Here is a 12,435-nt window from a genome sequence, read left to right as displayed (position 1 = left end):
GATAACGGAACTGAAATGAGCAAGAAAAAAGTCGTGATCGGGATGTCGGGCGGTGTCGACTCCTCGGTCGCGGCGTGGATGCTGAAGGAACAGGGCTACGAAGTCATCGGCCTGTTCATGAAGAACTGGGAAGACGACGACGACTCGGAATACTGCTCGACGCGCCAGGACTGGATCGACGCGGCCAGCGTGGCCGACGTGGTCGGCGTGGACATCGAGGCCGTCAACTTCGCCGCCGAATACAAGGACCGCGTGTTCGCGGAATTCCTGCGCGAGTACCAGGCCGGCCGCACGCCGAACCCGGACGTGCTGTGCAATGCCGAGATCAAGTTCAAGGCCTTCCTCGACCATGCGATGAAGCTGGGCGCCGACCTGATCGCGACCGGCCACTACGCGCGCGTGCGCGAGAACGACGGCCGCTTCGAGCTCCTGAAAGCGTTTGACCACACCAAGGACCAGAGTTACTTCCTGCACCGCCTGAACCAGGCCCAGCTCTCGAAGTCCCTGTTCCCGCTGGGCGAGATCCCGAAGACGGAAGTGCGCAAGATCGCCGAGCGCCTGCAGCTGCCGAACGCGCAGAAGAAGGACTCGACCGGCATCTGCTTCATCGGCGAGCGCCCCTTCCGCGAGTTCCTGAACCGCTACCTCTCGCACAAGCCGGGCCCGATGAAGCTCGATGACGGCACCGTGGTGGGCGAGCACATCGGCCTGTCCTTCTATACCCTGGGCCAGCGCAAGGGCATCGGCATCGGCGGCCTGAAGTCGCACAAGAACGCGGACGGCACCAGCGAGCCCTGGTTCGTGGCGCGCAAGGACGTCGCCACCAACACGCTCTACATCGTGCAGGGACACGATCATCCCTGGCTGCTGTCCTCGCGCCTGGAAGCGGGCCAGGCCAGCTGGATCGCCGGCGAGGCCCCGAGCCCGCGCCTGCTCTCGGCCAAGACCCGCTATCGCCAGGCCGACGTGGCGTGCACCGTGCAGGCCGACGGCCTGGCGCGCTTCACTCTCGATTTCACGGATCCGCAATGGGCCGTGACGCCGGGACAGTCGGCCGTGCTCTACGACGGCGACGTGTGCCTGGGTGGCGGCATCATCGACGTCAACACCGCGATCTGATCTTGTAGGATTGACGGGTTTCCCGTCCATCCTACAGGTTCAACGGCATGCCAGCCATTCGGCCAGCGCGTCCGCCGCCATCGGCTTCCCATACAAATATCCCTGCGCCTCGTGGCAGCCCGCCTCGCGCAGCAGCTGCGCCGCGCTTTCCGTCTCCACGCCCTCGCCCACCACGCGGTGGCCCAGGTCGTGCGACAGCTGGATCATCGCCGTGACGAGCGACAGCGTGCGCTCGTCGTTCTCGATGCCGCGCACGAAGGACTGGTCGATCTTGACCACGTCGGCCGGCATCTCCTGCAGGTAGGACAGGCTGCTGTAGCCGGTGCCGAAGTCGTCGATCGCGATCTTCACGCCGGCCGCGGCCAGCCGTGCCATGGTGTCCTTGGCCGCCCTGGGCTTGCGCATCAGGGCGCTCTCGGTCAGTTCCAGCGCCAGGCTGGCGGGATCGAGCGCGTGGCGCTGCAGGCCGTCCAGCACGCGCTCGCAGAAGTCCGGTTCTTCCAGGTTGACCGCCGAGACATTGACCGCCACCTGCAGGGCCACGCCTTGCTCGCGCCAGGCGGCCAGCTGGCGCATCGCCGCCGCCAGCACCCATTCGGTGGTCGCGCGCGCCAGCGAGGTGCTTTCGACGATGGGGATGAATTCGCCCGGCGAGATGAAACCCTCCTTCGCATGGGTCCAGCGCAGCAGGGCTTCCACGCCATCGCAGGCGCCGTTCTGCAGGTCGACCTTGGGCTGGAACACGAGATGCAGCTCGTCGGGCTGCTGCAGGGCGCGTCCGAATTCGCCGATCAGCCAGAAGCGGCGCCGGTAGGCGGCGTCCTGCTCGGGCGAGTACACGCGCAGGCCGGACTCGGCGCCGAGCGCGTCGTGGGCGGCGCTGTGCAGGTTGCGCAGGATGTCGAGCGGCGCGTCCTGCCCCACCGCGAAGCGCGCCAGGCCGACCGTGGTGGTGGTGATGAAGCGCGCGCCGCCGGCCGGGGCGCGCTCGCCCAGCCAGGCCAGCAGGCTGCCGCTGAAGCGCACCAGCGAGCTGCCTTGCGGCGCGACGAAGGCGAAGTCCGTGGTGCCCACGTGGTAGACCTTGCCGCCGCCCGCCAGCCGGCGCAGCGCCGGCACCGCCGCGCGCACGATCTCGTCCAGGTGGGCGCTGCCCATCACACGCATGGCGTCGCTCTGTTCCTCCGGGCTGGCCAGGCTCACCAGAGCGGCCAGCCGCGATTCGCCTGCCGCCTCGACCAGGGCGAGGTCGCGCACGTCGCCGGCGAACTGGTTCCGGTTGGGCAGGCCGCTGATCGGGTCGATCCGGCCGAGCGCATGCTGCAGCTCGATCTGCGCCATCACCATCGCCGCCAGGTCCTGCAGCACCGCGCAGTCGGCCTCACTCACGGCGCGCGGCTCGAGGCCGAGCACGCACATCGCGCCCAGGCAGTAGCCCGACTTGGTCATCAGGGGCGCGCCCAGGTAGAAGCGGATGCCGCTCGCGGCCAGCAGGCTGTCGTGGAAACATTCGTCCTCCAGCAGGTCCGGCACCGCCAACACCTTGCCGCTTTCGGCCACCGCGGCGCAGGGCGCCTTCAGTCGTGGGATCTCGTTGTGCGCCACCCCGACCTTCGATTTGAACCACTGGCGGTCGGCGTCGGTCAGCGACACCGCCGCGATCGGCAGCTGGAACAGCTGCGCCGCCATGCGCGTGATGCGGTCGTAGGCTTCGCCAGGGGCCGTGTCCAGCAATTCCAGCTGGCGCAGCGCCTCCAGTCGGCCGGCTTCCGCCAGATGGGGTTCGTACGGTGAGTTCATGGCTGGCCCTTGGGGGTCGAACGCTCGATAGGCGCACGTATTTATCGGAATTGACGATTATAACCCCGAAATCATGGCGAAACGATGCGCACAGACAATATTTTCACGGGAAATACCGGCAAATTCATCAAATACTCTGCAATCTGGAGTAGAATCCTTCCACTCTTTGTGATTTATCGACCACATGTCCACTACCGACGACGATCCGATCCTGACCACGCGCGACGCCGCCCAGCTGCTGGGCGTGGCCGTCAGTACCGTGCAGCTCTGGATGGAGGGCGGCGCCCTGCCTGCCTGGAAGACGCCCGGCGGACACCGGCGGGTGCGCCTGAGCGCCGTGCTGGCGCTGCGCCAGCAGCGTGACGGGCCGGAGCCGGACGGCGTCAGCCCGGAATACCGCGCGCAGGCGGCGCATTACCCGATGGCGGAGGAGGAAGCGCAGCGCCTGGCCGCGCTGGCCCAGACCCGGCTGCTGGACTCGCCCGCCGAAGAAGTGTTCGACCGCCTGGTACGGCTGGCCGCGCAGACCACCGGCTGTCCCATCGCCCTGGTCACCCTGCTCACCGCGCAGCGCCAGTGGTTCAAGGCCCGCGTCGGCATCGACATCGCCGAGACGCCGCGCGAATGGTCCTTCTGCAGCCATGCGCTGGCCGCCGGGCAGGCCTTCGTGGTGGGGGACGCGGCGAACGACCCGCGCTTCGCCGCCAACCCGCTGGTGGTGGGCAAGCCGCACATCCGCTTCTATGCCGGGGTGCCTTTGGCAGATGGCGAGGGACGCCTGCTGGGCACGCTGTGCGTGCTCGACCGCGAGCCCCGCCGCCTGCGCGAGCGCGAGATGCGCGCCCTGCACGAGCTGGCCGCGATCGCGTCCGAGGAAATCAAGCGCCGCAGTTAACTACCTGCAGCGCCGCCGCCCGCCTGCTGCTTGCGCACCACCGCGATCACGGTGTTGCGGATGGTCTTGAGCACGGCGTCGGCCTTGAACGGCTTGACGATGAAGCCGTGCACGCCGCGCGCGACGGACGCCTGGATGGTGGGTGCGTCGAGCGTGCCGGACACCATGAAGATCATGGCCTTCGGCAGGTGGGTGCGCAATTCCTCGACCACCTGGCTGCCGTCCTCCACCTGTTCGCGCGCGATGCAGACGATCTGCGGGCGGTGCTTCATCGCCAGCATGTAGCCGGCGTGCCCCGTATGCGTCTGCCCGACGACGTCGTAGCCGCCGTCGAGCAGCACGGTATTGAGCAGGCCGCGCGAAATCGCGCTGCCGTCCACGATCACAGCCTTGAGCATCGGCCAATTCCCTTCATCTTGTTCAATGCGCCTCCCAGGCCAGCATGTTCCAGCTCACGCCCAGGCGCAGGTCGGTCTTCAGTTGCACCAGGCGGCGCGAGATCTCCAGTATCTCACGCTCGGCGCGCAGCCTCTCGCCCAGCGGCGTCTTGAGGATGCCGGCGCCGGCGACCACGGCGTCCAGGCTGCCGTAGGCATTGAGCAGGCGCGCCGCCGTCTTCATGCCGATCTTCGACACGCCCGGCACGCCGTCGGTGGGATCGCCCATCAGGGACAGCAGGTCGTGCAGCAGCTCGGGCGCCACGCCGAAGCGCGCGCGCACCCAGGCGTCGTCGTGCCACTCGTTCTTGAAATGGTCCCAGACCAGGGCGCCGTGCGCGATCAGGACGTGCAGGTCCTTGTCGGTGGTGGCGACGATGGCTTCGCCCCGCCCTTCGTTCAGCCAGCGCATCACGCCTGTGGCGATCACGTCGTCGGCCTCGACCCCGGGCAGGGACACCACCTGCACGCCCGCCTTGCGCAAGCGCTCGTGGAATTCCGGCAGCGCCTCGCGCAGCGGCGCGGGCATGGCGGCGCGGCCCTCGCGGTAGCGCGGATAGAGTTCATGGCGCCAGTTCGGGCCGCCGTAGTCGAAGGCGGCCAGCACATGGGTCGGCGCATGCACCTCGAGCACGTTGCGGAAGGACGAGAAGGCGTGGCGCAGCGCGATCCCGGCCTTCAGGTCGGAATCCGGCTCGGGACTGGCTTCGTAGACGCGGCGCACGATGTTCAGGCCATCGATCGCGAGCAGCTTGCCCGGTTTGCTCATGGTGCTGTGTGCTGGGTGGCGTGGAAACCGCACATGATAAACCGGGCGGCTTTCCGGGGAAAGCCGCCTGTTTGCTAGAGCGCGCCGCCCTCGTACCAGGTGCGCACGATGTCGCGTTCGGCCTGGGTCATCCTGGTCTGGTTCCCGTAGGGCATGAACTGGGTCTGGACCACGTTGACGTAGATGCGGTAGGCGTCGGCGCGGACCTGGGCCTCGGTATCGAAGCGGATCCCGCGCGGCGCGGTGGCGAAGCCCGGCATGGTCGGCGTCACCGAATGGCAGGCGACGCAGCGCGCACGCACAATGGCCTGCACCTTGGAAGCGGCGGGCGAGGCCGCGACCGCCGCCAGGGCTTCCTCGACCAGCGCGGCCTGCTGCGCCGGGCTGATGTCGGCCTCGACCCTGGCCAGCACGGTGCGCAGGGCGGCCACGGCGGCCGCGCCGTTGTAGTGGGCGGCGCGCTCCGGGGTGTCCAGCGCGGCGGTGAAGGCGGTCGCCACCTCGGCCTTGCGGTCGAACAGCGCCAGGTCCTCGAAGCCGGCGCCGGCCAGCAAGGCCACCGGCACCTGGCCGCGCGTCAGGGCGCCGCTGTCCAGAAGGCCGGACCAGAATGCCAGGCCGCCGCCGTCCGGTTCGCGGTTGAACAGGTTGCGGTACATGGTGGCCACCGTGGCCCGGCTGTCCGCCGCATACAGGGCCGCGGCCTCCGGGCTCTGCGCCAGGCCGTCGAGGATGGTGCGTACGTTCGGGTCGACGCCATAGCGCCAGAACAGCGCGCCGGTATCGGCCACCAGCTGCTGGCGCTCGCTCACGCCGGTGTAGAAGGCCAGCCCGCCCGGATCGGCCGCGCGGCCGAAATAGGCGAGATAGAGGCGCTGGACGGTGGCCTCGTGGTCCTGCTGGGTGACCGGCACCGCGTTCAGGGTGCGCACCGGCGCGGCGGCCTGCGGCGCCGCGTCGGGCGTTTCGCCGCCGCAGCCGGCCAGCAATGCAGCGCAGGCCAGCCCTGCCAGGATGGAGTCAAAACGAGAAATCATGAACCAAAGGGGATGTATTCGATGCCGTGTTCGATGGCGCCAATGACCTGGGCGCGGTTTTCCAGGCTCTCGGCGAACAGGGCCAGCACGCTGGCGCGGTCGAAGCCGTTCTTGATCACCGTGACCCAGTGGTTGAAGCCGCCCGCCTCGGGGGCGCGGTGCAGCACGTTATTGTACAGCTTGGTCACGAAGTCCTCGGCGCTCGGCGCGGCGCCGTACATCTTGATGAACTCGGGCGACTCCATGAAGAACTTCGCCACCTGGTTCAGCGTGAAGCCGTTGTCCATGCCGCGGATCCAGAACGGCAGGCCGCTGTTGTCGGGCTTGCGGTCGAAGGCCGCCTGGTAAAGGCGGTAGGTCTGGCCGGCGGCGCCGTCGATGTCGAAGGCCACCGCGCTGCCGTCGCCGAACAGCACGCGCTCCACGTTCACCAGGTGGTCCGTTCCCCCGGCCTTGGTCGCGACCATGCTGCCATCAATGCTGCTGCGCACGAACTTCACCCCGGCGCGCGGCCCCTCGTAGCGCACGACGTCGAAGCCGTCGCCCGCGTCGATGTGGTCGAAGCCGGCGCTGGCGGCGATGGTGTCGTTGCCGCCGCCTGCGGCCAGGGTATCGTCGCCCGCGCTGCCCGCGAGCGTGTCGGCGCCGTCGGTGCCGCCCGGCGCGGCGGAGAGCTGGCGCACCGGCACGAAGGCCATGTAGTCGCTGCTGCCCTTGCTATCCGTGACCGTGAAGGTGAAGCGGTCTTCGGCCGCGTAGCCGCGCTGGGGCGTGTAGACGTAGTCGCCGTTAGCCTGCAGCACCAGGGTGCCGTGCACTGGTGCGGTCTTGACCTTGTACGTCACCGCGACGCCGTCGCTGGAGGCCGGCAGGGTGCCGGCCGTGCTGGCGTTCTGGTCGACCTCGATCACGACGTCGGCCGCGAAGCCCGCCGTGCCCAGGGTCAGGGCGCCGTCGGCGAAGCGCAGCGTCTCGACGCCCAGCAAGGTGTCGAAGCCGCTGCTGCCGTCGCGCGCGGTGAGGAAGGTCTTGCCGTAGCCGGTGCTGATCAGGTAGTCGGCACGCTTGCCTTCGAAGACTGCCGTGTCGGTGCCGGCGCCGCCGTCGATCCAGTCGTTGCCCAGGCCGCCGCGCAGGCTGTTGTCGAGGCGGTTGCCAACCAGGACGTCGTCCGAGGCCGAGCCAATGGCCGACTCGATCCAGCTGTTCGGCGCGATGCCCAGGTTGTCGAGGGCGACCCCGCCCGCGGGTGTGGCGCCGACGCTCGACCGGCTGCCCGGATTGAGGTCGATCGAGACCCCGATGGTCGAGCTGGATGCATCGATGGTGTCGGTGCCGCCATCGTCCACGATGCTGGTCTGGGCGCCGTAGCGCGCCGCATCGAGCTGGTACACAGTGTCGCCCGCGCCGACATTGCGGGTGCCATACAGGAAGCGCAGTGCAGTCACGTCGAGCGCTCCCCAGGTAGAGGGAAACAGGCCGTCGGAGCTGGCGCCATGCGCCATCACCGAGTAGCTGGTGACATCGTCCTGGGCGCTCCACTGGGCGCTCCAGGCGTCGCCGGCATCGACGTTGCGCGGGTGGCGCAGGCCGAGGGCGTGGCCGATCTCGTGCAGCAGCGCGGCATAGCCTTCCGAGCCGGGCGTGAGGTCCTTGACCGAATCGACGTCCATCCACACCTGGCCGGCGTTCGCCTGGCCCGGCATCGCCGCCACGCCCTTGGTGGTGGCCTGGGCGCTGGCGCCGAACATCAGCTTGGCGTCGCTTGTTGCGACTTCACGGAAGGTCAGGCCCGAGAACTTGGCGGCGCTTTCCAGGATCGCGCGCACCGCCGCCTTCTGGGCGTCGTTGAAGGCGGCGAAGCCGGTCGCGCCGGGGCCTGTGGCGGGCGCCACGGTGGCGAAGCCGAAGGTGAGTTCGACCGGCGTGCCTTGCGACTGGCCGGCGTTCCAGCGGTTGGCGTTGGCGGCGACCAGGCCTTCGCGCGCCATCTTCTCGGGCGAGATGAAGTCGGCCAGCGTATAGCTGACGTTCCAGTCCATGCCGATGCGCTCGACGTTGCTCAGCTCCGCGCTGAACCCGGCGCGGCCGGTCCAGCTCACCGTGGCGCGGCTGCCGTCGATGCTGACGTCGATGGTGAAGTCCGCCATGGTCATGCCGTCGCGGTAGGTCGGCAGCCAGACCACGTCGTCGCCGCCCCGGCCGTCCACCACGGTATGTCCGCCGCCGCCCACGCCGATCGCATTGTCGCCGGCGTTCCCGGACAGCTTGCCGCCGTGCCAGGAGCCGCTGATGTCGCGCACGCCGATCAGGGTATCGCGCGTGCCCCATCCATCGATGGCATAGCCGGCGGCAAGGTCGACCTCCACCGGGTTGGGGTCGTCCCAATAGGCCGCGTTGATGCCGCGCCACCACTCCCCGGTGGGGATGGCCTCGATGCGGTCGTTGCCCTGGCCGCCCAGCACGGTTCCCTGGTAGACCCGGATCGTGTCGTTGCCGTACAGGCCGAAATAGGTGTTCCACTCGTCGATCGCCCCGGGGGCCTGGACGATGGTGTCGTCCTTGTCGCTGCCTTTGATGTCCATGGCCGTCCTATGCGTGGAGCAGGTTGATGGTCTTCTGATTGAAATTCACCAGGTTCGGGAAGACCTTCTCGAAATCGGTCGCGGGCAAGCCGAGCCACTGCATCAGCGTCGCCCCCACCTGGTCGGTCGAAGTGGTCGGCACGAAGCGCCCGCCGCCGTTCGGATCGGAATCGTCCGGACCGCCGAGGGTCAGGGTCGGCAGGGTGCCCACCACCTGGGCGCCGCGCACCGGGCCGCCCATCGCGAACCAGTGGTTGCCCCAGGCGTGGTCGCTGCCGCCGCCGGACGCCTGGCGCAGGGTGCGCCCGAAGTCGCTCATGGTCAGCGAGACCACGTTCTGGTCCAGCCCCGCGGCCTGGTTCGAGGCGTCGAAAGCCTGCATGGCGCGCGCCAGGGTCGCCAGCTGCGCATCCTGGCTGGTCGGCCCGGTGCCGCGCTGGGCCGCATGGGTGTCGAATTGTCCCCATTGGACCAGGAAGACCTGGCGCTTGAAGCCGCGCTGCTTGAACACGGGCAGGAGCGAGGCCAGCTTGCGCAGGGCGCGCGACAGGTCGTCGTCGCCGAAATTGCCGGCCGGAGCCTTGGCCGCCAGGGTGGCCTGGGTGAACAGGGTCGACTCCTGCACGGCGCGCCCGAAGGTGCGCGCGTACTCGGCCTCGTACTGGTTGGCGAACTGCCAGCGCGCCATGCGGTTGAGCGATTGCGCCGCCGGGCTTTGCGGCTGCGCCAGGTCGGCCTGGCCCCAGTAGCGCGAGTCCCAGGGGCTGAGGAAGGACACCGGAGAATTGCGGCCCAGGACCAGGGTGCGGTCGGTGTTCATCGTCACCGCATTCACCCCGTTGCGCAGGGAGGTCGGCAGCAGCTCGAGGGCGCGGCCGGCCCAGCCGCTGGCGTCGCTGTCGCCCAGCCAGCCCTGCTGCCACATCACCTGGTCGCTGTGCGAAAGCAGGAAGGACGGCACCGCGACCGAGCGCTCGATCACCTGGCGTGCGGTGGCGGGCGCGACCAGCGGGCCGACGTTGGCGATCCAGGCCAGGCGGCCGCTGTTGTAGAGCGGCGCCAGCGGGGCCAGGGCCGGATGCAGGCCGTAGCTGTGGCCGCCGCTGCTACCGGACAGGGGCGCCAGCACGCTCTTGCCGATGGCGAGCTCGGGACGCGCCTTGTAGTAGTCGTCGTAGGCGCCATCCATCGGCAGCAGGCTGTTCAGGCCATCGTTGCCGCCATTGAGGAAGACGACGACGAGGGCGCGGTAGTCGTCGCCGGCCGCATGGGCCGGCCTGGTGTCGATCAGGCTCGATGCGCCGAGCATGCTGATGACCGGCGCGGCGCCGGCGAAGCGGAGAAAGTGGCGGCGGTCCATCAGCGGATCACTCCATAGTAAGGGGTCGACAGCGCGAACAGCAGCAGGCTGATTGCTTTCTGGTCGGGCGTGTCGCCCCAGGTTGTCGGCGCCAGGTCGATCAGGGTCTGGCGCAGGGTGGCCGGCATCGCGCCGCGGAAGAAACGCTCGTTGACCAGGTCGGCGAAGGCGGCGGGCGAGGCGGAGAAGGCGCGGCCGAAGGGGCTGGCGTCGCAATCCGCGCCGACGCGCTTGACGGCCTCGGCGAGTCCGCCCCCCAGCCGCCACGAAAGCTCTTCCGCTGTCAGGAGCCGCTGTTCCGGCGCCAGCAGATTGCTGCCGGGCGCGCGGTCGGTGGGCAGGTAGTAGCTGAACACGCTGGTAGCATCGAAGGGACGCTGGGAGCTCGTCGTGATCGTCTCGACGTCGCTCCACTTCAACGCACGCTTGCAGCTCAGCCCGCGCAGCAGCCCGGTGTACCACAACACCGGTTCGCGCATCTTCCCGAACTGCGTGCCCTCGCTGCCGATCTGGTCGCCGCGGCGTGCCTCAGGGTCGAGCAGGATGGCTTTGATCACCGATTTCATGTCGCCCGACGTGCTGCGGAACACGGTGGCCACCCGCGCGACGTAGGCCGGGCTCGGGTCACTGGTCACCAGGTGCTGGATCAGGCGCACACTGACAAAGGGCGCGATGTTCTGGTGCGCCATCAGGAGGCTGACGATGATGTCGAGTTCCTGGCGCGCTTCCACGCCGGCCGGGAAGGCACGTCCCAGCACGGTCTTGGCGCCGCGATCATGCGCCGCGCGCCATGGGTCGGGCACCAGTTCACGATCGTAGCGGCGGTAGTCGGTGCGTTCGTAATTGCCTTCCATGCGCCAGCCGGTCAGCGCGCGCGCCAGTTCTTCCACGTCCTTCTGGCTATAGGTCTCGACCGGCTTGCCGGCCGCATCGCGCTGCAGGCTGCCGTCGAGGTTGAGCTTGACCACGCCCAGCGTGAACAACTGCATCAGCTCGCGCGCATAATTCTCGTTCGGCGAGCACCAGCGGCATTCGTTGCTGGTCGGGCGGTTCTCGAGGTTGTCCAGGTAGACGCCCATGGCGGGGTTCATGGTCACCGCGCGGATCAGCTCCCCATAGTTACCGAAGGCCTGTTGCTGCAGGAAGTTGGAGTAGCTTAGACCCCCGTAGGGCTCGACCTTCGCCATCGAGACCACGACGAACTGCGACAAGGACCAGCTGACGCGCCGGCGCAGCTGGTCGGGGACGTCCAGGAAGGACGTCCACACCTGGCTGGTGGAATAGCGATAAGCGGCGTCGCCCTGTTCGCGGATCTGGCTGTCGTAATTGACGATCGGGGTGAGATCGATTTTCGAGGGCGGCAGCGCAAACTGCTCATCGATCCAGCGCTCGAAGCCCTTGGCCTGGATCTCGGCCACGAGAGCGGGCGTGGCGCCGAAGCTGACCTGGTCGGCAAAGCGCGCCGCCGCGTAATAGCTGACGGCCTTGCTTGCTGCCGGCTGGACCTGGCCGCTCGAGGCGCTGAACTGGGCCGGCGCCGGCGATTCGCCGGCGTCGCGGCTGCATCCGGCAATCACGGCCAGGACGGCAGGAATCAGCCAGGCCCGTGCGGGACGGGGAAGGCGGAAAGAGGTTGGCATGGTAGCTCCGGCATGATCGAAGCTGTCATTATTGCATGTCGGAACTCTTCAAAAAACCATTTGTAGGCGTCATTACAACACCTGCGGTTAAAAACTTTTCAGTCAGGAAGCATAATCGTACTTTCCGCCCCGCTCCAGCGCGCGCCCGTAGGCCGGACGCGCATGGATTTTCTTGAGGAAGGCCGCCAGGCGCGGATACTGGCTGCCCAGCCCACCGCGCGAGGCGGCCGCTTCCAGCGCAAAGCTCATCTGGATGTCGGCGGCGCTGAACTCGCCGCCCGCGAACCACTCGGACTTGCCCAGTTCCGCTTCCAGGAAATCGAGCTGGCTGCGGATGTTCGGCATGATGAAGCCGTCCTTGACCTTGCGCGCGATGGCGCGGGCGATCGGCTTCGCGAAGAAGGGCATGGGGCCGTTCTCGACCTTGTCGAACACCAGCTTCATCAGGAGCGGCGACATGGCCGAACCTTCGGCGAAGTGCAGGAAATAGGTGTAGCGCAGGCGTTCCGGGGTACCGGCGGCCGGCTGCAGGCGCCCGTTGCCGTAGCGGCCGACCAGGTATTCGACGATGGCGCCGGATTCCGCCACCATCAGTTCACCGTCGGTGATCACCGGCGACTTGCCGAGCGGGTGCACGGCCCTCAGTTCGGACGGCGCCAGCATGGTCTTCGGGTCGCGCTGGTATTTCTTGATCTCGTAGTCCAGGCCCAGCTCTTCGAGCAGCCACAGGATGCGCTGCGAGCGCGAGTTGTTCAGGTGGTGGACGACGATCATGGCGCTGGTCTTTGCGAAG

10 protein-coding genes are annotated in these 12,435 nt (G+C 68.2%); 2 read left to right on the top strand and 8 right to left on the bottom strand.

The genetic code is table 11. The features are described 5' to 3' along the window. The first annotated feature begins 15 nt into the window (after positions 1–15). Entirely contained in the window at positions 16–1,119 is a 1,104-nt protein-coding gene (gene mnmA, locus ACQ7JA_RS20630) for a tRNA 2-thiouridine(34) synthase MnmA (protein WP_430901192.1), read from the top strand. A 39-nt stretch (positions 1,120–1,158) separates the two neighbouring features. Here mnmA and ACQ7JA_RS20625 read toward each other — a convergent pair whose 3' ends face one another. Then, positions 1,159–2,919, bottom strand: a complete 1,761-nt coding sequence (locus ACQ7JA_RS20625; protein WP_430901190.1) for a sensor domain-containing phosphodiesterase — start codon at positions 2,917–2,919, stop codon at positions 1,159–1,161. 184 nt (positions 2,920–3,103) lie between these two features. Between ACQ7JA_RS20625 and ACQ7JA_RS20620 the strand changes: the two genes are divergently transcribed. Next, positions 3,104–3,814 carry a GAF domain-containing protein gene (locus ACQ7JA_RS20620; protein WP_430901188.1) on the top strand — a complete coding sequence of 237 codons (711 nt, stop codon included), beginning with the start codon at positions 3,104–3,106 and terminating at the stop codon, positions 3,812–3,814. Here the strand turns inward: ACQ7JA_RS20620 and ACQ7JA_RS20615 are convergent. The 7 genes from ACQ7JA_RS20615 to ACQ7JA_RS20585 form a co-directional block, all read right to left on the bottom strand. Beyond that, positions 3,811–4,212 (bottom strand): ANTAR domain-containing response regulator, encoded by a 402-nt coding sequence (locus tag ACQ7JA_RS20615; protein ID WP_430901186.1) that lies wholly within the window; start codon positions 4,210–4,212, stop codon positions 3,811–3,813. The genes ACQ7JA_RS20620 and ACQ7JA_RS20615 overlap by 4 nt on opposite strands. A 22-nt stretch (positions 4,213–4,234) precedes the next feature. Continuing rightward, positions 4,235–5,020: a 5'-3' exonuclease gene (locus tag ACQ7JA_RS20610; RefSeq protein ID WP_430901184.1), complete on the bottom strand. Its 786-nt coding sequence runs from the start codon at positions 5,018–5,020 to the stop codon at positions 4,235–4,237. Positions 5,021–5,094: 74 nt separating this feature from the next. Further along, entirely contained in the window at positions 5,095–6,057 is a 963-nt protein-coding gene (locus ACQ7JA_RS20605) for a DUF4214 domain-containing protein (protein ID WP_430901182.1), read from the bottom strand. Then, positions 6,054–8,642, bottom strand: a complete 2,589-nt coding sequence (locus tag ACQ7JA_RS20600) for a DUF4214 domain-containing protein (protein ID WP_430901180.1) — start codon at positions 8,640–8,642, stop codon at positions 6,054–6,056. The genes ACQ7JA_RS20605 and ACQ7JA_RS20600 overlap by 4 nt, the downstream gene beginning before the upstream one ends. Positions 8,643–8,649: 7 nt before the next feature. Beyond that, complete coding sequence (locus ACQ7JA_RS20595) at positions 8,650–10,002, bottom strand: DUF1501 domain-containing protein (protein WP_430901178.1); 1,353 nt, start codon at positions 10,000–10,002, stop codon at positions 8,650–8,652. Continuing rightward, entirely contained in the window at positions 10,002–11,642 is a 1,641-nt protein-coding gene (locus ACQ7JA_RS20590) for a DUF1800 domain-containing protein (protein ID WP_430901176.1), read from the bottom strand. The genes ACQ7JA_RS20595 and ACQ7JA_RS20590 overlap by 1 nt, the downstream gene beginning before the upstream one ends. Positions 11,643–11,744: 102 nt before the next feature. Then, the gene (locus ACQ7JA_RS20585) at positions 11,745–12,416 is read right to left on the bottom strand and encodes a glutathione S-transferase (protein ID WP_430901174.1); all 672 of its coding nucleotides are present in this window, start codon (positions 12,414–12,416) and stop codon (positions 11,745–11,747) included. Positions 12,417–12,435: the final 19 nt, after the last annotated feature.

Origin of the sequence: Massilia sp. BKSP1R2A-1, assembly GCF_050586525.1 — a bacterium.
GTDB lineage: Bacteria > Pseudomonadota > Gammaproteobacteria > Burkholderiales > Burkholderiaceae_D > Telluria.
Note: the sequence above shows the minus strand (reverse complement) of the source record. Positions and strands in the feature narration are given on the sequence as shown.